Genomic DNA, 21,862 nt, shown 5'->3' on the forward strand with positions numbered 1-21,862 from the left:
GAAACTTATAAAGGTTTCTCCTACATAGAAAAGTTATAAAGAAAGAGGGAACATCATGAAAGAACATCTTGGTGTGTTTGATACATATATCGGTAAGGGTGCGAGACAGCTGTCGTGGGACGTCGGTCTGAACCCTGATCTGAACGAGAGCAAGGCGAAGACGTCAAACATCACGAAGCGACTCATCGACCGTCACAAGGAGACGGTCGAGCATCTGGAGGACGGGATTGAGGGACGATTGATGGTAAAGTCCGTCAACCTCAACAAGAAAGGCAAGTCTAAACAGAACACGGTCCTCGAGGTGATCGATTTCCTCTCCTGGGTGGAGACGGGATGGAAGGACAGCGCCATCATGAGATGTCTCGGGGAGACGACATACCTTTTCATGGTGTACGGGGAGAACAAGGAGGGGGATACGTTCTTTCTCGGCCCATTGCTCTGGAAGCCATCCGATGAAGAGGTCCAAGATCTTAATTCCTATTGGAAGATGGTGACAGACATATTGACAGAAGGGGTTCAGATGTGGGAAGCCACTTGGGGAAAGGAAATAATCACAAAGAACAACCTTCCTGGGCAGAGGGCGCACAAGATGGTGCATATAAGACCAAAAGCGAACAACAAGAACGACGTCACGCTCCTTCCCGACGGACAGACAATCACCAAACAGGGGCTCTGGTTGAACGCAAAATACGTGAGCGATATCGTAGGACCACTCTTCGAGATTCGAAAGGATGAAATCAATCTGAAGAGGGACATGGTGTCGAAAGGAATCGAGCTGAACGAGACGGATTTGGACTCGTTGAAAGGGATTGTAACGGAGAATGCTTACACCCCAGAGACCTTCGTGGAGGCTTGCAGGCAGGTCATCCGAGATTTCAATTTGGACTGGATCAGCAAAGACCTGGTGGAGAGTCTCGACTATAGGATCTCATCACCATACATCCTCGAGAAAAGGTACTTGGACAGCCGTTCATACATCGAGGAGGTCATCTTGGGGACCGACTATTTCAAGATGGAGGACACCCCAATCCTTTCCCATCCTTATGCGTCGAGGATGATTGCGAAGATGAGGGACGGTTGGAGAATCATCGAGATAGAGACGGACTTCTACATCACGGAACGCGCGCTCTCCAAGGCCGGTATAACCGTTCGTTTGCTGGAGTCCTATCGCGAATCGGTCCTCGATCAGATGGAGACCGGTCGCTTCTATACGATAGAGCAACTCGTCGACCTCGTGGAGAACGACCTGCTCGAGGAATATGGGTTCGATGAGAGGGTCTATGAGGGGATTCTGAGGAGACCGGGGAAAATCTCCAATGTGAGGGTCGGGGAAACATATCTATTCACTAGCGGGATGAGCCGAAACCTTCCTCAATCATTGATGGATGACCTGATGAAGCGGCGTCCGTTCCTGCGGTTGTCCAATCTACGCGAAGAGATCGAAGACACCTACGAAAAAACTTTCGGAGAGGGGGAGCTTGTTTCATTGCTAAAAAGGTCGTCCTATTATTTCGCCACTGACGTCGACATGGTGTTCGAATCGAAGGATGCTTATCTGTCTTACCTCTACAACGTATGATGTCATATGGGCCCTTCAAAAGTGTGCGCCGGCGCACACTTTTGAAGGGCTTTATATGTGTCGACAAGTCTATAGTAACGAAGGCAAAGGTTTAGATAATGAACTTGATTAAGAAGTGACTACAATTTTTGTTGAGATGAGTACATAAATATCTCAAAATTAGCTCTGGTAGCATATTGGATGTCAGGATTTAAGTGGGGCGAACAGGACTAATTTTGAATTTCTTTAATTAATAGAGAATATTCCTTCGACGTCGTGGGCTATTTTGTGGAATCGTTTCGCGGAAGATACCTGGAAAGACCCTATGAAAAAACATGTAGATGATAAGAGGAGGATATATAAACTTCTTGAAAACGATTAGATGACTTTGAATGTTGATTCGCGATTTTATAAAACAAGCGAAGGGTCAGGCGAGCTTTCAACGGAGACTTTGATATCTGTTAAGAATAGACATGATGCATTGAATACACACTCGTGGAGTTATACATACATGAAGAATCAACTCAATCCTGATTAAGAGAAGAGCAATTCTTTTCACATCAGATCTGTACAACGAGTGGATTGACAAATATAAAGAAAACTACAAGAAATTTTAGAATCTTACTGTATTGAATATACTTGTAGAAAAAAACTTTTAAGTCTTTTTCAAATATGGCGGGCACAACCAATCGATACTAAAAAATCTTTCAAGAGTATATTAAATTATGACAGGTTGAAAGAAGATAGAGCATCAAATGGTGAAATGAAAAAATCACACTTGGATCTACTCGAAACGAATAAAATTTCTGGATTTTTTGAATTGATGATAAATAATCACTCTTCAGAGTTAAAAGAGGTCATTAAATACCCTCACAAAAAGGGATTTTATGACCTCTTTTGTTAATTTGACACTGAGATAAATAATAATTTATTTTGAAACGATTTTAATTTATTTAATTTTCTTTGGAAAAAGAATAGCAAATTATGATTATCTCTTTAACACATGAAGCGGGTACGCAATGCAGGATACAGGGGGATAACCTACGTTCAAATGAAGCTATTATGTATCATAGAAAAGTATATTCTCTCTAATTAGATTAAATTAATCAAAAAAATAAAAAAGAGGAACAAACGGTACTAATTCCTTTGAAAATTTTAACTATAGTAAATTAAAACCAATTTTTAACCCTTATATTTACATGTATAGATTTCTTTGGAATAATGATGGTAACGCTTTCGGAATGTGGTGGTTAGTAATGAATATTTGGCTTTATATGAAACCGATATTAGCACAGAGGGTTCTTCTAGTGTGGATAATATTGCATATAGGTGTACCTTCCATATACTTGTGTAATCCTTATGCCAATAACCCTCTTGATTTCAGTGCATCTTTGAAATACATGGCTCTCTTCAGTTACATTAGTAGTTATTTATTATCTGTCATATTGACATATAAGTTGTTTTCAACCTATCGAGACAATCCATTCAAGCCGATTAAAAAACTCGAACTATCATTATTTCTAGGTGTTTCCGTTATTCTTCATTTAATAAATTTGTCACCTATACTTATATATATTGTATTTCTTTCCGTCACATATATTGACTTCAATTTAATTTTATTAATTACTGTATTGAAACTTTATTTCGCTTATTTTTATACTCTTTCGTCTACCTTTGTATTTATTGGAATTTTCTCAGGCGTTGGGTTCTTCAATTCATTTATAAACTCTTCTCAGTTTATTGTAAGAAAATTAGTGATAGTTCTTATGGTATTAGTGATTTTAGTCTACGAGTTTATACTGTATATTTCTAAAGCAAATATGTTGGGGTACTTCAGTGAAGTCTTTTTTTCGCAAAACGAACTGATTTATTGGATATATTTATTTACTCCTCTTTTTTTAATCTTAATACTCCCATTAATATTTTCTAGGCTCAAGACTGTATATAGAGTCATGGCCATGATGGGAGGGGTGATCATCACTTCTACAGGCTTGATATTGTTTATGCCTGATCCTGTTGAGGAAAAAAAGGATTTCGAACTAGATTTTTCTATCGATTCATCAAATGAATCAATGAATACCTTAAAAATATCGACTGATTTAAACAATATTCCTGTACTTGATATTTTAAATTCCAAAATCAAGTTTGATGAAAGTTATAACTTTACTGGTGATTTGAAAATTGAATCTAACCAAACGGGGAAACATAAAATAATTTTGGCCGCATATATGAATGTGGATAGCGTGAAAAATGATAACAACATTAATCAAGATTACGTACATAAAAATAATGTGTTGATTATAGATATATCTCGGAATACATCAAAATTAACTATTAAATATTCATACACCCCTAATATTGATAGGTTGATTACTGAGGAGTATGTTTTCTTCCCTTCCTATGAAGCATGGTATCCAAGGAACTATTTTGATTCCTGCACTAAGGAGGATAATTATTTGGAGATTGACTCTTTGAACTCAGAAATTAATATTAGTCCGAACATATGTTTTGGAGTGTTTTCAAAAGGTGACTTCTATCACAAAAATGAGGTTATTGTTCCAATAAAATGGTCTGGTTCTTTAGATAAATCAAAAATAATTAAAAAAATTAACAATCAAGTAACCGAATCACTATCAGAAACAAATAAGACTGTTCAATCTGTGTCTAAATTGGTTATTGAAACGAAGTCTGAATATAACAGTGGTCAAGGAGAAGACGATGTTTTTATTAATAGAGGAGTCATGACGGTTAAAATTGATCCTTTTATACCGTTACAAGATGTTTCTATAGAACAACGGATTATAAACCTAGTTCAAAAAAAATATAATGATAAAAACTAGCATTATGCATTTAAACGATAGATTGCCAGTATGTGTCTTATTACGAATCGGTAACCTGGGAGAGGAGGGCAAGCCTATTCTATCTTTTTCTAATGTAAGTACACTTTCAAAAAAAAATATAAGAAACATTACAAATTTAAATTTTGAATTTGTAAAAAGCTCGCTTGTGATTGGTGAATGCGATGATGAATTGGATTTATTGATATCGCTTTTAACGGGAACACAAAAATTGAGCAGTGGGAAAATAGAGGGAAATATAAATAAACTCCCTTCCGTGATTGATTTAAGGAACATGAGTCTATTCAAAAACATGAACGGGAAAAAAATAAGTAAAATCTTCAAAATTGACTCTAAATTAAAGAATGATCTTGAATCCTTCTCACAAAAATATTCTACTGACTTTCAAAGATTATCAGGGTATGAAAAATTTGAATTACTTTGTGATTTGGCGGTTAAAGACGGAGCCGAGGTTATATGTTTTATCAATCCAGAGAATCATCTTAACTATAAGGAGATTGACAAGTTTCTAAGATTGCTAGACAAAATCAATGAAAAACAGTGTGAAATTCTACTATTTACGACGAAAGAAATTTGGAACGAGAAATTGAACTCTTTTGATTGTTTTTATTTCTCAGAAGGTATCCTCAACAGGGAAAGGAGGTGAGAATATTGATTATCAACCAACCAAGTAAAAAGAAAAAGTTACCAGTGGTGGCTTCGTTGCTATCAGTGTCATTACTTGCTGCATCTTTGGCAATGGCAGCAGGTACATCAACTGCAAGTATCCGCCCGGGATCTTCTTCGGCAACAGGTAGTACGGTTACAGCTACAGGTTCATCGGGGAGCTTGACTGTTTCTAGTGCCGGTCCGACGTATTACGTACAGGGGTATGCTAAGCGTTCTATCTCTTTCTTCCCGGATACTAATGCAGCTTCAATTACTGCGTTACCAGCCAGAACAGTGACTACCGGCTTCTCGGCTACATCAGGTAACAAATACTATTCAAAAGCAAATACTCAGTCTGGCGCTACATCAATCTATGGCGAAGCGAAGACAAAAGTTAACTAATCTACCTAGACATCGGCCTCTTTATTGAGGTCGGTGTACTTTCTTTTTAAAGTGAGGTTCTTATGAGCAATAGTATACTTAACGAGTTAATATTTTTTTACTTCAAACAAATGCGGAAAAGCATATTTTATTTAATCAGTTTGATGTTGATTCCGGGAGTCATGGTGTTTAGGTTGCTTGATAAGCTTCAAGATACGTACGTATATATGCAATATCCCGAAGTTCTCAGTGGAATGATTATCCCTATTCAGGCTGTCATGTTACTTGTCAGCGTATATATGTATAGGCAGACATCCGAACAAGAACAATATAGAAGACACATTACATTTCCGAATATGATGTGGATTCAGTTTCAACGTATCTTTGCCTTGCTCATTACTCATACGTTATTTTCCATTCTCTTTATTGTTATAGGACTTATACCTGTTATTCTTTACTTTTGGACGAATGGAATATACACTACTCATTTTTATCAACAGCTCATGATTCATTCTATAATGTTTTATCTGCTGCCACTTCTCATAGCAGCTGTATGGGGAATAAACGCAGGACTCTTTTTCGGAAAGATGAGAATTGGAATCGTAATCCTTTTTATGTGCTGGGTTCTACTCGGACCATTAAATACAGAATTTTTCGATGATTTTTTCTTTGGTCAGGGTTTTAATGAACTACGCTCGTTTTTTTTCATAGGTCCACTTCAGCCAGAGGTTGTTTACTATGAACTGACTGGATACTTAAGTGACTTATCTTTGTTATGGAAAAATGTAGTGATTTTATTTGTTCATTTTGCGGTCACTTTGTTAATCATCAGCAGTTGGGGCATCAGAACCAGTCAAAAGGTTCGAATGGTTCTGACAGCTGTTGTGATTTTAGTATTTTGTATAATAACCTCACCTTTCGCATTGAAGAATGGACAATTGGTTTTTGATCGCTCTTTCGACATGGAGACGAAGAATCATTATTCAAAAAACTATCAGTTTGATTCCTCACAAGTAAAACCAATGTTAGATTACGATATCGAGAAAGTTGATATAGAGCTTGAGAATGGCAGTCAAGATTTGATTCGGGCGAGAGCAAACTATGTCATTCACTCGAATACGAATCGTATCGCGCTTTCCCTCTATCACTTATATGAGGTAACAGATATACTCATTCAGGATGAACCAGTTTCATATCAACGTGAAGGAGATTTCATTTTGTTAGAAGGGGTCCATTCAGGCGAATCGGTGACAATGACTGTAGAATATGTCATTCATAATAGTAATCGCTTTCCAATCACTGATCAAGTGACTTATTTGCCGGCATGGTTGAATTGGTATCCGATGAAGCAGTCCAATCCGAATAGCAGAGTTGGGGCTGAAAACTTTGATCCATTGATTGAACGATTTGATAGGATGCCGATTAGTTTAAATTACAAACCGGAACAAAAATTTGTTACCAACCTCACCATGGTTGAAGATACTGAATTCGAGGGATACGGAGCCGGAGTAACATTGATTGAAGGTACATTTGTAACTTATCAACAAGACGGAAAAGAGATTGTAGTTGACCAGTCATGGACTAGTCCGGTTTCATATTGGCCGGAGGTACAAGAAACAATCAGTTCGGTCAATGATATCACTGAAAAAGAGTTTGGGATTGCAAATAGAATTCCAGATATCGTAATTTTAGTGTCTCCCAACCATGAGAAATTCGGGTATCTTGACAAGCAGCATCTTTTACTTCATGTAGGGAGTACGCTACGGCTTGACCATGACTTAGTGGAGGTGGTCCGTGCGTATGTACCCGCTGCAATTTGGTCTAAAAACAAATCAAGTGGCCAGAACCAACCAACACAAACTGCGTTCGATGATGCGCTGTCATTCTGGATGGCTGTCGAATTAGGGCTCCCATCTCCTCAAGAACCTGATGTGTTCTTTATGAGAGATACTCTTACAAACGATGAGTTAAGTGCATCGAAGAAAAAAATCGAGGATTTCATGATCCGTTCACACGACGATCAACTCGTCTATTTAAAGCAATGGTATCAAGATCTCGAAAAATCAGTTGAAATGTAAACAGACCGGAGGATCTAGCATGATAAAAGTTGAACATATCGTTAAAACATATAGAAAGAATACAGTGCTACATCACGTTTCTCTAAGTATCGACGGAATCTATGGATTGCTTGGTTCAAATGGAGCAGGTAAGACTACATTGATGAAAATTTTATGCGGCCTGACGAGTGCATCAGGTGGTGATATTTTGATTGATGGGCAATCAAAGATGAGGAGAAAGTATGCCGATACATCCGAAATCATAGGTTTTTTGCCTCAAGATTTTAACCTATACCCTTCTTTGCCTGTACATGAAGTATTGTCACATCTAGCACTCCTTCAAGGCATTATTGACAAAAAGAAAAGGTATGAGGCAGTTCAAAGGTCATTGGAACGTGTCAACTTAACTGAAAGCGCTCACTTGAAAATGGAAGAACTTTCAGGAGGGATGCGACGTAGGGTGGGCATTGCCCAATTACTTCTAAGGGAGCCAAAAATCCTAGTCTTTGACGAGCCGACAGCGGGATTAGACATTGAAGAAAGAATTCGCTTTCGTAATCTGCTTCGGGAATTAGGGCATGATCATACCATCATTATATCCTCCCATATAGTGGAGGATATCGAATTTCTATGCACTAAAATAGGTATGTTATCGAATGGTAGAGTATTGTTCGAAGGTAGCCCCGATGAATTAAAATCCAGAGCAGAGGGGATGCTTGCCGAATCAACGGTCCAAATAAGTGAATTGAATGATTGGGTGAAAGAATATGATGTAGTAAACATTGAAGAGACATTGGACGGTGTGAAGGTACGTTACGTAGATGAAAAAAATGGGGACCATGCTATCGTGCCTAAGTTATCAGACGGCTATTTAGCTGTTATGAGGAGTCTAGGATGAAACTTGGACAAATTACGCAGGTACAATTATTCGATTGGAAATATAATAAAATATTAAACATAGTCCCCGTGATCATGTTTGGTTTTACATTAGCTTTAATTCTAATATCAGGACGTGACTTACATGTAAACCTGGAAAGAATCCAGACGCTCTATCTTCCATGGATTTCTTGGTCCGCAATCCTCTATTTTCAGCCTCTTCATGATCAAGGTGCATATTATACTCTGGTTCCCTTCTACAGAAGATGGTTTAGTTTTAACCTTATTACCCTTCTTGTTATTTATGGGGTGGGTTATCTTATTTTAATTATAAGCCTCTCTGGAGCTTTCGAGTTAGTTAAAACGAACCCAATTATAATAATTCATCACATTTTACTCTTATTCCTATATTGGGGCCTGGGATCAGCTTTGATACTAATAACAAGGAGTTTTGAGTACTCATCTTCATTAGTATTCACATACACATTGATTGAAAGTATCACAAGAGGAGAGTTTATGCCATGGCCCCATATTTTTCAGTTTAATGAATTTTATGGGGATACCCTTTATACTCAAAAAGTCAGTTTGATTGTCGTATTAACAATCGTATTTTTAACAATGTCAATCGCGCGCCTATTTAGACGTAGCTGAAGGTACTGAATATATGAGGTATAACCAACAATAATTGAGGCTATAATGAATCACTCAAAAGGTAACTTCGAATCATTAATATATTCATCCGCATTTATAGTTTGTAGATAGTTGTTCGTCGTAGATATTGATTCATGACCCACAAATTGCATAACACCGATTAAGGGGCTTCCGTTCGCAAGAAGTTTTGTGATGTAGGAACGACGGAACCAGTGCGGCGTAATCTGTTCGACTGACTCGACATGCTCTATTGCCTGATGCGTCAGCAGTCGGAGCGCCTCATAGGACATCGCTTTGCCTGTTTTTTTTGTACTGAAGGCGATGTAAGGAGAGGTTTCCTCCTCAATCATCATGAGTATCTGAAGACGGTTGATGAGATAGCTCGACCTCTCGGTGAGCGGGACGCGTCGCCACTTGTCACGCTTCCCCTTCACCTCGAGATAGAAAGCTTTTTGATTCCGTCTCACATCGGTGAACTTGACCGAGAGGAGCTCGGCTGCCCGCATCCCTGTCGTCAGAAGCAGATATCCAATCGTCTCGTTCCGGAGCTCCATGAGCTCCTTTTTTTGTGCCCGTTTGACGGTATGGCGGAAGGCCTCAGCAATCCGCTCGACCTCCTCGAAGTCAATCTCACGACGGATCGGCTCCGGCCGTCTCTGATTCTTCACATGGAAGGCAAGGTTGTGTTGGTGGTAATGGTTGACGTGAAGGTAGGTCAATAGCCTCTTCAACATGTTGTTCTTCCGCTTCGCGCTCCGTGGCGCGTATCTCTCGTTCACCTCGAACAGGTAGCGATGGACATCTAGCACCGTCAGACGCTTCAGACCCTCAGATTTCGTCACCACGAAGTTCAGGATGAACTCGAGGTCCTGTTTGTAGGCGCGGCGTGTGTGAGGGCTCTTCTCGGCATAGATTGGGAAGAGCTCCGTCACCCAGAAGACCTCGATGATTTCGATGTCCGAAAGCGTCTCGAGGTTGATGTGGTCGTTCCTCAAGGCGTCCACGAGCCGCGGGTTCGCTCCTGTCATCTCCTTCAGCGCCATCTCGAACATGGCCTGTCTTTTGTCGATTTCCATGTCTCTCCCTCTTTCTATAAGAAATTTTCTTTGACTTTCAGGTATTATGATGTTCCAAGCCTGGATATTGTGTATTACATGTGTAATAGATTAAATTTCAGAATAAAAAGGTGTATTTATGATGTAAATTAAGTAATACATTAAATGTATATAAACAATATGATTTCTATTAACTTGTGATAACCTCATATTATCACAAGTTAAAGTTAATGTTATAAGGTATCGTGTTATTTTTCTGAGTTTGGTAAAATGAAGAAAAATAGTTGGGGGATTTGTTAATTGTATGAAAAAGAAGTATGTAAGATACGAATATTATCGAGTGGTTTATACTGACATTGATAAAACTGATCACAAAAGAGGTTTATTTAAACTTGATAAATTAATTTCTAAAGTTAAAGAATTGCCTTTAGGGGAAAGAGCTAAAAAGGTGCGTCTAGAGAGTTCGAGATTAGATGAACATGATGAAGCAAATAATTATCATTTATTACTCTTTTCTCGTTTGAAAAAGTCACATTTTACTAAAAAAGGAAAATTGGACAGCCCATTAGAAGACTTTGATTTAGAGGATGATGATTATATTGGTGAGGAAGTTTGTGCCTTATATGATCCTGATATGCATGTATTAATGCTTCAACGTAATAGAGATAGCTTAAGCCCAACTGGTATTCAAGAATATTTAAATATTATGTATCAAGAAGTTACTGGTAAAACAAATTATGAAATTTTTCTTGAACCGATATGCACTGATGATGCAAAATCTCGGGTCAAAAAAAGTGGAATAATAAAAAAAATACACGTTAGAATTGCAGATAAAGATATTAAAAAAATCGTTGAGAAAGACAAGGGCTTAAAAGGTCTCGTTAGTGGATGGTCTGTATATGAGGCACCGTATGTTGATATCATTCTAGTAAATGGTAGATTTAAAAATCAAAAAATAAAAAGAGAGCCTGTGCAAGAATTAATGGATGAAATTCTTGAAAACCCTGAATTGATTCAAAAAGCGCGTTTGACTATAGGTGATACTAGTAAACCAGAAGTTATAGATTTGTTGACGGATAAAGCAACTGACTTTTCTCAAGTTCACATAAGTGAAAAAATTGCAGAGGCTCGGGCTCAATTGAATCATAAAGTAGTATGGGATCTTATGATTGATATTTTTCATACAGGTACAGAAAATAAAAAGCGGAAATTTGATATTCAAAGGTACCTTACAAAAGGAGGGTGAACCTTGAAAAACTTAAAAGTTCCAGTTATTTTAGCTATTTTAATTACTGGAATATTACTTGTTTATAATTTTTTAGTAGATTATATTGATCCCCTCCAAATTAAATTAAACTTTACTTTAGAGGGGTATGAAAAAGTCATTGATGGAGTTATTACATTCACGTCAATAATAATAGGTTTTTTAGTGGCTATTTTAACAATTTTATTGAGTTCAAGAGACAGTCAAATTATGAATCGTATATTGAATGGTAAGGAAAAAGAAGAGCTAAGAACATATTTTTTATCTTCTTTTATAATAGGAGGATTACTTGTATTTAATTCAATAATAATGTATGTAGCAAGGTATTTTTCAAGTATTTTAGTGCATATATTCTTTTATTCTTGGATTTTCCTTACAGCTATTTTTACCATTCACTTAATATTGTTTTTGAGTATCATTATGAAACTCCTGTTTCAATTAAATGAAGATTCAAAAAGTGAAAGGCAAGATGATGACATTATTTGAATTACTTCAATTCCATGATTTTATCTCTTCAATAAGAATATTCATTTTGTCTTTTAAATCTAATGTGCTCTCTAAATCTTGTAGATAGAAAGTGTCTGAGATTTCTTGTGCGAATTTAATCTTATTACGAAGAAATTTTTTGCCTTCCCCAGGTCTTATTGAATCTAGTAACTCATCAAACAATTGAAAATGGTCAAGAGAAATTGATAGTTTGATATCATATCTATTTGACAGTGCAGACAATGGAATATAATTTTCAATTTCTTTTCCCTTAGTAATCCAACAAAAAGAATCGTGTTTTTGAAACTCTTCTTGAATTCTCTTTTTTGTGTCATTGATTGGTTGATTTCTATATCTCTTATCGCTATCAATCACTATAGCTGAATTTCTATTTGTTAAAAGTAAATTAATTAGCGAAGATTCCTCAACTTGTTCATGAAGTTGAAAATGAGAAAGTAATCTTCCTCCATAAAAAATAATTTGATAATGAATGCCCTCTACTAATGTTTCGTTTGAAAATACTTTGATCCATTTATTTATATATATTCTGTCTGAAGGCCCTTCAACCCAAATGACTCCGTTGGTTTGGAAGATGTCACTTGCACGCACCTCGAGATCATCCAATAATTGCATGCTATCTTTATATCCATTAAGAGTATTTATACTTAATAAGTTATCATTCCTTCTAAGATGAAGGATTTGAGAGTTTAAATCCGAACTAAACAAGTTAATCGGAATATTAGAATGTGTAGTTAGATATATAATTGAGTCATTTTGCACTGCCCAACGTTTTATAAAAGTGAATAAGTTCCTTTGTAGAGAAGGATGAAGATTGTTTTCAAGTTCCTCTAATGCAAAAATAGCTTGAGATGGAGCTAACTTTTTTACATCTAAGACCACAAATAGGTTTAATAGCACGAGAATAATAGTCTTAAGTCCGCTCCCTGAATTAGAAAGAGATACTCTACCTTTTGTTTCTTCTTCTAAAAAAATCTCCCAATAAATCTCATTATTCTTATCAATTTGTTGGACCACAATATCCGTAAAATGAGCATCAGGAGTAATGATTTGATTCAAGGTTTCTAGTAATTTTTTCTCAATCATCTTACTATCTAAAGTACTCCAGTTAATATACTTATGTACTAAGTTAGTAGCTCCAGTTCCATCACTATCTAAATTCAATTCGCTATTTTCTTTCTCTGGAACAATATTTCGATCAGCGGCTAGTCTAAAAAAACTGACTCTAGTAAAAGGGTTTCCAATTGCATTCGCAAGTCTATCCCAGTAAGTCGATAAATCTTCTCTAAAATCTTTGCTTATTGATTTTGACGCAACCCCAATGTACTTAGATTTTCCTCCAAATGATTGTTTCTCTACCCTTATTTCCACATAAAAAATTTTCCCAATGAGTTTTTCACCGAATGCATAATGGTTACCTATTTTTCCGTCGCTTGTGTTTTTATGAAACACCCGTTCTATTATTTCTTTATCAAGTTCATATCCTATCACAATTTCGTCAAATAATTGGTTATGCTTTTTAAATAGCTCAACATCGGTTAGATAATCAAATACATCTAACAAACTAGACTTCCCGGTGTTATTTCTTCCTATTATTAAATTTATTAACGATATTTGATCAATTCCAATTAAAGTGTCTTTGAAGTTCTTGTAATTTTTTATATAAACTGAACGTATTTGATGCATAGTTCTACTCCTTTATTTTTGATCGTATAGAATTTTTCAGTCTATAAAAAAGTGCTATCATTAAAAAAATCATGCAAAGTAATACCTAATCCATCACAAAATTTTTGAATCGTACTTATCTTAGGATGTTTTGTTCGTCCGTTCATCAACTCTGAAATGGTTGCCTGATTCAATCCCCCCTTTTGAATAACTTGGTGAATTGTCATATTCCGTTCTGCTGCAAGGTCCTTCATCCGCTCGACGATTGCCTCATTCAATTCCACTTGCTCACCCCACGATTCAATTACTCTCTTCATCCTTATTCTTTACAAACTCTTCTATTCCTCTACCCTATCACAATCTCTTGAAATCAAAATAATTGTCATTATTTTCTATGCTTAAAGCTCTATTTTTTTACATTTGTGCTACAAAACATAAAATATTTAGTTACTGTTGCTCCCCGTCCCTTGTATAGAGCAGATTCGACAAGAATCGTCAATTGTAAAATTTTTGACATATCAGAAAACTGATGATTTTTAGAACTAACCCTGTTATATTGGAACCAACAAAAGGAAACATCTGTTTGGTCGCCGCTTTGGTTTACAGAAAGGGGAAGGCTTATGTATCGATTCGGGGAGTGGTTGAAGGAGAACCGCCGGCTCTCGGGCTGGTCACAGGTTGAATTATCAGAGAAGACATTTGGAGAGATTTCACAGCCCGCCATCAGCCAGTATGAACAGAACCGCTCGGTGCCGTCGATTGCGGACATCGATCACCTGGCACGCGCGTTCGGACACACGCTCGCAACGGTACCGTGGAACGCCATCGACTTCGGCTACGGTGCAAAACATTCTGTCTCCAAGATCGAGCGACGTCGGTTCGACCTGAAGGAGTTGCCGTTGGCCGACTCGGTCCGCACGTTCGACGGGAAGACGTATGAATTACATGGTTTCATCGGCATCGAGAAGGCGAGCGGCGAGGCGGTCCAGCTGACGCAACTTTACTATCGGATCCGCACGGTCGTCTGTGACGCCCACGTGCTCGCCAAGCGCAAGAACCCGAATGACGAGCTCATGCACGTCAAGAAACGGAAAAGGGTCTTACAGTAACCGGCATCGATGCAGCAGCACATCCTTAAGGATGGTCTCCTCCAATCAAATACCGGCGTGTCTCTCACCAGTGACCGGGTGGGCGGGATCTACGCAAAGATGGTTCGGCGAGAGTCGCCTAAAACTCGCCACAAGGTCACCACATCGTTCCGGGTCATCGAAAAACCCTGTACAGCTCCTTAGATTCACGAGGAGCGGAGTTCGTGGGGGAACGGCTAAAAACCCACCGCACCAAATCCGACTGTCCTTAATGATGTGCTGCTGCACATCACGAGATCAAGGGAAGGAAGTGTGTATTGTGGCATCAAAAGAACAGAAACAGAACCGAAGCTTCGCCGAGAAACTCTTACGCATCCGTGGGAAGGACTATGAGGAGTGGCTCGACGAACAGCATCAGCAGGTCATCCAGGACAACCAGGAACTCATTTTGGAGGCGCTCGAGGCGAAGCTCAGCTTCAAGTCACCGACGCACCAGGACTAAGGAGGGAACGATATGGGACTCAATGAGACAGGGCTCAGCTTGCTTCAGTTCTTCCAAGGGCTCGCCGTCATCGCCGCGGCCATCGCCTTCGCGATTGGGGGCTTCTATTTCATTTTCGGAGGGGATCGCGGACGCTCGAAGGCCGTCGGCTGGCTCGTCGGGGGCGCGGTCGGTTTGATCATCGTCATGGGCGCGTTCACGCTCGCCGAGATGGTCGACCAGAACATCAAATTCTAATGCACACTCGCCTAGCATTCCGATCGGAAGGCTTTTTTTGTTGCTTGAAACGAGAGGAGGAACGAGATGCTGTTTGTACGATTCACCGACGTGCCGGACACGCGAATCCAGAACTATGAGCGGCTCACCTTCACCGATGCCGTCGTCGCGACACATGATCTGCACCAGGTCCTTAGCGAGGAAGGAACGAACTGTTCCGGTGACTTCCGGCTCTTCGATCAGAAAGACGAGCTGCTCTATAGAGGGACGTTCACGTTCGGGACCGGAGGAATCTATCTGAACCTGTATCATCAAGTGAAGGACCGGGTGCAGCGGATCCGGACGAAGAAAGAGGATAACGCGAAGAAGATGTGGTTGCTCGACGAGATCGAGTCCGAGACACCGGACGATTATAAGCGCCTGTCCGCAAAATCGAACCCAATTGTGTCGTCGACCTATCAGTCACGCCTGACCCGACTACAGCGCCGCCTCATCTACGGGGCGGCTACAGCTGGAATTCTATTCACCTCGCTGTTCACTGCGACGCAATGGTTCATCGACAAGGAGGCGCACGCCGAACAGGGGAGCAGTGGGGAACAGACGTGGTTGGACGCTTATGAGCAGGCGCTCCAAGGTGAGGAATCCTCACTCATCGATTTACTGGAACGGAAAGACCGGTCCGAGGAAGAGGATGTCCTACTGGTCGACCTCTATCTCGCAGAAGGAGAAGACCAAAAAGCACTCGATCTCACAGATGACCCCATCCAGATCGAGACGAAGCTGGCCGGGCTCAATCTATCCGATAAAGAGAAATTGGAACGGCTCCAGGACTTCCAATCGTCACACCCAACCGATGAGGGCACGTTCGATCTTGCTACATTGGAACGGAATCATGAGACCGTGGCCAAGATGGATAACGTGGAGTGGACCGCTCCCCGCGTCTCCGCGAAAGTGACTACCTATCTTTCTCTTGGCGACATCGAGTCCGCAAAGGGGTGGGCGTCTAAGACGAACGACACTGCCGTACAAGAAAAAGTGGACAACTATCAAGACAGCATGGCCGAAATCGACAAACTGAACGAGAAACTGAAGAAAACTTCTAGCAAGGACACTTCGGCTCGTGAGAAGATTCAAGTCGCTATCGCTACAGAAGAAGTTAAACTACAAACAATTCTTTATTCAGATTAAGGTAGGTGAAATAATTGAGAACTCTGTCTCGATCACCACGATTTCCGATACGTCTGCTCTTCCCCGCCCTGTTCTGCCTGTTGGTGTTGCCGGCCGGGCTCTTTTATCTGCTGAACGGGGTCTACAACATCATTCGACAATTCATGACCCCAATCTTACAAGAAGGGCTGTTGGCTGGAGCGACGATTCCGACGCTCTCACCCTCCTTGTTCTTGGAGGTGAGTCTCCCCTCTTCGACCGTCTTGATCGGACTGACGGCGTTCAGTCTGTTCATCGGACTGGTCGTGTTCGGTAAGGTATGGCTGAACTTCCAGGATCTGCGGAAGAATCAGAAAGGGAGCGCCCGTTTCACCTCGTTCGATGAACTGAAGCAACAGTACCGCCGCGTCCCTGACCGGAAGAAATGGTATGACGGATTAGGTGGTGTTCCTGTCGGACGGGTCAAGAACGAGCTGTTCATCGATGATTCGCCCGTCAACAACCTTGTCATCGGCACAACCCGCTCCGGGAAGGGCGAGACGTTCGTCTTCTCGACGATCGATCTGTACAGTCGGGCACGTGAACAAGCGAGTCTGATCATCAACGACCCAAAAGGCGAGCTCTTTGCCGCCTCGAAGGAGACGCTCGAGCAACGCGGCTATCAGGTTGAGGTGTTGAACCTAATGAACCCGCTCCAATCGATGTCGTACAACCTGTTGCAACTGACGATCGACGCATTTCTCGAGGAGAACTATTCGCTCGCCCAACAATATGCGCGCTCGGTCGCGTTCATGTTGTACCATGACCCGAAGGCGCGGGACCCGTTCTGGGCCAACTCGTCAATCGACCTGTGTACGGCGCTCATCCTCGGACTTTGCGAGGAGTCGAAGGACACGCCGGAGAAGATCAACATGTACAACGTCGCGCTCATGCTCTCGGACCTCGGCTCACGGATGGTCGTGACGCGACAAGGACAGGAGATCTCCGCGCTCGACGAGTTCTTTCAACGGTTCCCGGAGAACCATCCCGCCCGGCTCCAGTTCGCGACGCTCCACTTCTCGGGTGGTCAGACACGAGCAAGTATCCTAGCCAATACCAATGCGAAACTCGGGATCTTCACGTTGAACGGGACCGGGAAGCTGACGTCGATGAACTCGCTCGACATGCGACGCATCGGATTCAACCGCTGGATCAGTGGACGGACTGAACCTTTGACACGGATCACGTTCAAATTCCCAGATGGGACAACCCATGCGCTCACGACCGATGACGATGGCAGCTTCATCGTGTATCATACGTCGTCACTTCAATCTGGAAACACTGTTCAAATCTCGACCGAGTCAGGTACTTCAACGATTCAATTGGAAGCGCAGGAGGAGGAAACCGGACAATTCGATTGCTCTATCGACGGTTCTATCCAAATCCGTGAGGTGATGCATCAACTCCAACCTGTTGCGGTGTTCCTGATTGTCCCGGACTATGACCCGACATTCAACGTCATCGCGTCTCTCTACATCAAACAGGTATACACGGCGCTCGCCCGGGTCGCCTCGCAGACTATACAAGGCAAATGCGAGCGTCAGGTCGTCTTCTTACTCGATGAATTCGGAAACATGCCGCCGATTGAAGGCATGGCCAACATCATCACCGTCTGTCTCGGGCGCAACATGCGCTTCAATCTCGTCATCCAAGCCTATTCCCAACTCGAGAACCTATACGGAGAGGATTGGAAGACAATCGACGGAAACTGCGGGAATACACACTACCTGTTGACCGCGGACGAGTCGACCGCCGAACTGATCTCAAAGAAGCTCGGTGAGGCGACCATCGTCACGAAATCGCGGTCCGGTCAAACGTTCTCGCTCAAGAAATCGAAGACGGAGAACGTGGACGGCCGTCGGCTCATGACGGCGACCGAGGTCATGGGACTCAAAGAAGGTGAGATGCTCATCATCCGTGTCATCAAGCGTCAGGACACGAAGAAGCGACGCATCCAGTCGTATCCAATCTTCCTGAACGGCAAGACGGCGATGAAGTACCGCTACGAATACCTAGCGGACGACTTCGACACGGACCGCTCCCTGCATGACATCGACATCCCCTGCCGTCACGCCGGTCTCGACTTCGAACAGATCCGCGTCCGTTTCGCGAAGAAAGAAGACGAGACGGACGCGAACACGCCATCGAATCAGGAAGACAAGTCCTTGACGGTACGTGACGTGCTTCAGGACAGCATCCTCCGCTCGATGTTCGACGGTTATGACATCGGCGGGATGTCCCTCCCCGAGTTCGAGACGAACCTGAACCTAGGAGTTTACGACGTCACCGACAGCCAGAAGAGCTTTTTGAGCACGATGATCGCGAAACGACTCGAGAAACTGAAGCAAGGCACACCGTAGAGAGGAGGCCGAACCCATGGCCGAGAGTGCGAGAGAGAAGCGAATCCAGAACGAATTGCGTGTCGTTGCAAGAATCATCGAGACGCAACGCGTCCGCCTCGAACGGGGCGACGTGCTCAATATCCAAACGACGGATGGCTTTCTGACCGTCTATCAGGACGACACCTCAGACACCCCGAAAACTGTTACACTAATAGATAAGTTCGACTTCCGTGTCAACTTGAAAGTCGCGGATCTATTGAAGGGGAAAATCGTCTGACGGAGGGGTAAACGTTATGAGGAAACTACTTGCGGGTACTTTAGGAATCAGCTTGTTTTTACTTGGAGCTTGCTCAAATTCCAATGAGTCTTTAGTTCAACGTGATATTGAACACATTGAGAAGGTCATGACAGCCGAAGAGGATGATTATTTGCTGATTGTAAAAGAAGAAGATGGTGAATTCGAAGAGTTTGTTGAATTCGTAAAAGAGGTAGCGAACGAAGAGAACCAACAAGTCACACTCTATAATACGTTTCAGCCAGATGGCGAGGAACTTGTCGATCGTGGTAACTTTGAATACACTGACGAACTAAAAGGTGCCATTCTATACTCCATTCAAGATGGAAACGTCACAGATGAAGTCAATGTTGGAATGTTGACGGCGGACAATTACGAACAACAGTTAGCGGACTTCTTTACTAGGACTCAGTAGATTGGGGGTCTTTCAATGGCTGATTCCGATTTAATCACCAAATTACAGGAATACGAAGACGTACTCCAAATAAGTAGTATGGTCAATGACGCATTGCGCTCAATGGGATGGATTCTTGTCAGAGGACTATCAGTCTTGATTGACGGCCTTGAATCAATCACGGATCAAATCCTATTAACCAATACATTTTTCAATAATGACCAAGTGGTTGAATTCGTTCTTACGATTCAACCTTTTTTGTATGTTCTTTTAGCAGGAAGCTTCTTGTTCACTGGGTACTTGTTGATTTTTCAAAAAAAATTTGAACGTGAGAGTTTTTTGATCAACCTGTTCATCACACTATTAATTTTAGGTTTACTTTCACCAACTATGAGCCAAATTCAGGAGTTCTCTGATGAAGCAATCGCAGAAATCGGGGCAGATTCGCTTTATGACGGGGAAGCCTCATTATCTGAGAGTATCTTAAAACGGAATGTACATGATTTGATTGAGCACGATTCGAAAAATTTTGATGCTGCTACAGGAGAATCATTAAATGCCATTCCGACTGAGTTGATTGATAATATCCGAATCAATGAGATTTTCGACAAGAACAACTATGACTTATCGGCAACCGGAAACAAATTGGCCGAGTCCTACATTCTATGGAACGGAAAAGAGACAAGTCTCGGTAAACTCGACCAAGGTGGCGTTGAGTGGAACAACCAGTATTACTACCGCTATCAGCCGAACTGGTTGACCATCTTCGTGACGCTCGGGATCATGGGCTTCACGCTGTTCTCAATCGCCTACAAACTGGCGCGTCTCTCGTTCGAGCTCGCCTTCAACTATGTCCTGGCGATTCTCGTCGCACCGGCCGACCTGCACAGTGGTCAAAAGACGAAGAAGGTTATCCAAAGCATTTTGAACACGTTCCTCGTGATTATCTTGATCTTCGTTTCGATTAAACTGTACACGATCGGGACTGCCTATCTCACGGAGACATTGAACGGGTTCGCCTATTTGATCGCTCTCATCGCCTTCTCGGTCGCATTGATCGACGGACCGAACATGGTCGAGCGGCTGTTCGGCATTGATGCCGGGCTCAAACGAGGATGGGGTGTCGCGCTCGGCGCCTATGCCGCTGGGAAAGGCGTGACCTCGGCAGGTGCCCATGCGGTCTCGAAGGTCGCACGTGCCACACAAGGCGCACCGAAAATGCCATCGCTCCATGAAGCTGCGACGGCTCGGATGGATTCAAATGCCATGCCGCAGAACGGTTCAACACTTAGTGCAGCGGACCAAGCTTCACAGTGGATGGACGCCGAGAGACAAACCGATCCAGCTGGTGTCGCTCAGGAGAACCAAACTGCGAGTCGCACGCAGACCGACAAAGAGAAACCGACAAATCCGAAGGAGGTTGCGCAACCAATTAGTGCTCAAAAATCAGAACCGGAAGCGCCAGGCTCTCCAAACGTGAAGGAAGCGTCGGGTCGCATGTCTCCTGAATCGATTCATGCGACGAACCCTGAACCGATTACCGAACGTGCCGACCATCCAACCACGTCATCGGAGACACAAAGACCGGAGTCGATTCACGACCATTCAAGCTCTGGTCATTCTCCAGTCCCTGCTTCGTCGACTCTCGAATCGGTCACCGGGTCTACCGATACCACATCCGGACCAGGCCATCGTCACAATGAATCAGTAGACAGAAATGACGTGACGTCACCGACACCTCATGAGGCGCCACATTCAAGCGGCTCATCCTCATCTTCGTCATCTACGAGGGACTCGAGTGACACGCCAACAGAGAAACATCAAGGACGCGCGCGACGGACCATCCATCAGGACACCGTTCTCGACGTCGAGAACGAGGTCTTCGAACAGGTGCGTGAGAATCAGACGCACCGTCATAGCCAGCACCATGAAGAGTCGCGACGGATCTATCCGACCTCGCCGCCTAAACCTGACAACATGAAGAAAAAGGAGTGAAGACCCATGCGCAAATACCGGATCCCGAACGAGGTCACGACCGAGCTGAAGATCAACAAGATGCTCTATCTGCATGACTTCCTGTTCCTCGTCGGGCTCATCGTGCTCCGCCTCGTGACGCTCCCGTTCATCCCGTCGGCACTGCACATCCCGTTCACGGTCTTTCTCGTCGTCTTCGGGCTGTTCATGGTACTGCGGCCGGCGACGAACCCGCAGAAGCGGATGGTCCACGCGCTCTATTACGCGCTTATCAAACGGAAAGATACCTATCTCGCGCTCGACGCGCAGACGAAAGGACGTGACTGAG

General features: G+C 42.3%; 20 protein-coding genes. 17 read left to right on the top strand and 3 right to left on the bottom strand.

The features are described 5' to 3' along the window. The first annotated feature begins 55 nt into the window (after nucleotides 1–55). The 6 genes from IRJ25_RS13450 to IRJ25_RS13475 all read left to right on the top strand — a co-directional run bounded on the left by IRJ25_RS13450 (nucleotide 56) and on the right by IRJ25_RS13475 (nucleotide 8,400). Nucleotides 56–1,579 (top strand): hypothetical protein, encoded by a 1,524-nt coding sequence (locus IRJ25_RS13450; protein ID WP_269318478.1) that lies wholly within the window; start codon nucleotides 56–58, stop codon nucleotides 1,577–1,579. Between the two features lie 1,745 nt (nucleotides 1,580–3,324). Then, entirely contained in the window at nucleotides 3,325–4,398 is a 1,074-nt protein-coding gene (locus IRJ25_RS13455; RefSeq protein WP_269318479.1) for a hypothetical protein, read from the top strand. Between the two features lie 4 nt (nucleotides 4,399–4,402). Then, a complete protein-coding gene (locus tag IRJ25_RS13460; RefSeq protein ID WP_214785000.1) occupies nucleotides 4,403–5,062 on the top strand; it encodes a hypothetical protein in 660 nt (219 codons plus the stop codon). Beyond that, nucleotides 5,059–5,466, top strand: coding sequence for a hypothetical protein (locus tag IRJ25_RS13465; RefSeq protein ID WP_441316672.1), 408 nt, complete (start codon nucleotides 5,059–5,061; stop codon nucleotides 5,464–5,466). Before IRJ25_RS13460 ends, IRJ25_RS13465 begins: the two co-directional genes overlap by 4 nt. A gap of 206 nt (nucleotides 5,467–5,672) precedes the next feature. Next, a complete protein-coding gene (locus IRJ25_RS13470; protein ID WP_269318480.1) occupies nucleotides 5,673–7,523 on the top strand; it encodes a hypothetical protein in 1,851 nt (616 codons plus the stop codon). Nucleotides 7,524–7,542: 19 nt separating this feature from the next. Continuing rightward, nucleotides 7,543–8,400 carry an ATP-binding cassette domain-containing protein gene (locus IRJ25_RS13475; RefSeq protein ID WP_269318481.1) on the top strand — a complete coding sequence of 286 codons (858 nt, stop codon included), beginning with the start codon at nucleotides 7,543–7,545 and terminating at the stop codon, nucleotides 8,398–8,400. A 679-nt stretch (nucleotides 8,401–9,079) separates the two neighbouring features. Here IRJ25_RS13475 and IRJ25_RS13480 read toward each other — a convergent pair. After that, nucleotides 9,080–10,105, bottom strand: coding sequence for a tyrosine-type recombinase/integrase (locus tag IRJ25_RS13480; protein WP_214784992.1), 1,026 nt, complete (start codon nucleotides 10,103–10,105; stop codon nucleotides 9,080–9,082). A gap of 283 nt (nucleotides 10,106–10,388) precedes the next feature. Here IRJ25_RS13480 and IRJ25_RS13485 point away from each other — a divergent pair, with 283 nt between their 5' ends. Both IRJ25_RS13485 and IRJ25_RS13490 read left to right on the top strand, forming a co-directional pair. Continuing rightward, the gene (locus IRJ25_RS13485; RefSeq protein WP_269318482.1) at nucleotides 10,389–11,330 is read left to right on the top strand and encodes a DUF6731 family protein; all 942 of its coding nucleotides are present in this window, start codon (nucleotides 10,389–10,391) and stop codon (nucleotides 11,328–11,330) included. Between the two features lie 3 nt (nucleotides 11,331–11,333). Next, the gene (locus tag IRJ25_RS13490; protein ID WP_269318483.1) at nucleotides 11,334–11,834 is read left to right on the top strand and encodes a hypothetical protein; all 501 of its coding nucleotides are present in this window, start codon (nucleotides 11,334–11,336) and stop codon (nucleotides 11,832–11,834) included. Nucleotides 11,835–11,840: 6 nt separating this feature from the next. Here the strand turns inward: IRJ25_RS13490 and IRJ25_RS13495 are convergent, their stop codons facing one another. Then, nucleotides 11,841–13,538 carry an ATP-dependent nuclease gene (locus IRJ25_RS13495; RefSeq protein ID WP_269318484.1) on the bottom strand — a complete coding sequence of 566 codons (1,698 nt, stop codon included), beginning with the start codon at nucleotides 13,536–13,538 and terminating at the stop codon, nucleotides 11,841–11,843. A 41-nt stretch (nucleotides 13,539–13,579) separates the two neighbouring features. Further along, complete coding sequence (locus tag IRJ25_RS15220) at nucleotides 13,580–13,834, bottom strand: helix-turn-helix domain-containing protein (protein WP_441316673.1); 255 nt, start codon at nucleotides 13,832–13,834, stop codon at nucleotides 13,580–13,582. 303 nt (nucleotides 13,835–14,137) lie between these two features. Between IRJ25_RS15220 and IRJ25_RS13500 the strand changes: the two genes are divergently transcribed. From IRJ25_RS13500 to IRJ25_RS13540, 9 genes are all read left to right on the top strand, one after another. Beyond that, the gene (locus tag IRJ25_RS13500) at nucleotides 14,138–14,626 is read left to right on the top strand and encodes a helix-turn-helix domain-containing protein (RefSeq protein ID WP_269318485.1); all 489 of its coding nucleotides are present in this window, start codon (nucleotides 14,138–14,140) and stop codon (nucleotides 14,624–14,626) included. A 298-nt stretch (nucleotides 14,627–14,924) separates the two neighbouring features. Continuing rightward, entirely contained in the window at nucleotides 14,925–15,107 is a 183-nt protein-coding gene (locus IRJ25_RS13505; RefSeq protein ID WP_024127793.1) for a hypothetical protein, read from the top strand. Nucleotides 15,108–15,119: 12 nt separating this feature from the next. Continuing rightward, nucleotides 15,120–15,344 carry a hypothetical protein gene (locus IRJ25_RS13510; RefSeq protein ID WP_012390467.1) on the top strand — a complete coding sequence of 75 codons (225 nt, stop codon included), beginning with the start codon at nucleotides 15,120–15,122 and terminating at the stop codon, nucleotides 15,342–15,344. A 66-nt stretch (nucleotides 15,345–15,410) separates the two neighbouring features. Continuing rightward, nucleotides 15,411–16,511 (top strand): hypothetical protein, encoded by a 1,101-nt coding sequence (locus tag IRJ25_RS13515; protein WP_269318486.1) that lies wholly within the window; start codon nucleotides 15,411–15,413, stop codon nucleotides 16,509–16,511. A 14-nt stretch (nucleotides 16,512–16,525) separates the two neighbouring features. Further along, nucleotides 16,526–18,889, top strand: coding sequence for a VirD4-like conjugal transfer protein, CD1115 family (locus IRJ25_RS13520; RefSeq protein ID WP_269318487.1), 2,364 nt, complete (start codon nucleotides 16,526–16,528; stop codon nucleotides 18,887–18,889). Between the two features lie 16 nt (nucleotides 18,890–18,905). Then, the gene (locus IRJ25_RS13525; protein WP_012390470.1) at nucleotides 18,906–19,148 is read left to right on the top strand and encodes a hypothetical protein; all 243 of its coding nucleotides are present in this window, start codon (nucleotides 18,906–18,908) and stop codon (nucleotides 19,146–19,148) included. Between the two features lie 16 nt (nucleotides 19,149–19,164). Continuing rightward, nucleotides 19,165–19,581, top strand: a complete 417-nt coding sequence (locus IRJ25_RS13530; RefSeq protein WP_269318488.1) for a hypothetical protein — start codon at nucleotides 19,165–19,167, stop codon at nucleotides 19,579–19,581. 15 nt (nucleotides 19,582–19,596) lie between these two features. Then, nucleotides 19,597–21,555 carry a pLS20_p028 family conjugation system transmembrane protein gene (locus IRJ25_RS13535; RefSeq protein ID WP_269318489.1) on the top strand — a complete coding sequence of 653 codons (1,959 nt, stop codon included), beginning with the start codon at nucleotides 19,597–19,599 and terminating at the stop codon, nucleotides 21,553–21,555. Between the two features lie 6 nt (nucleotides 21,556–21,561). Next, nucleotides 21,562–21,861, top strand: coding sequence for a DUF5592 family protein (locus IRJ25_RS13540; protein ID WP_128124166.1), 300 nt, complete (start codon nucleotides 21,562–21,564; stop codon nucleotides 21,859–21,861). The last annotated feature ends 1 nt before the right edge of the window (nucleotide 21,862 follow it).

It is taken from the genome of Exiguobacterium sp. KJ 601, from assembly GCF_027161185.1.
Lineage (GTDB): Bacteria > Bacillota > Bacilli > Exiguobacteriales > Exiguobacteriaceae > Exiguobacterium > Exiguobacterium profundum.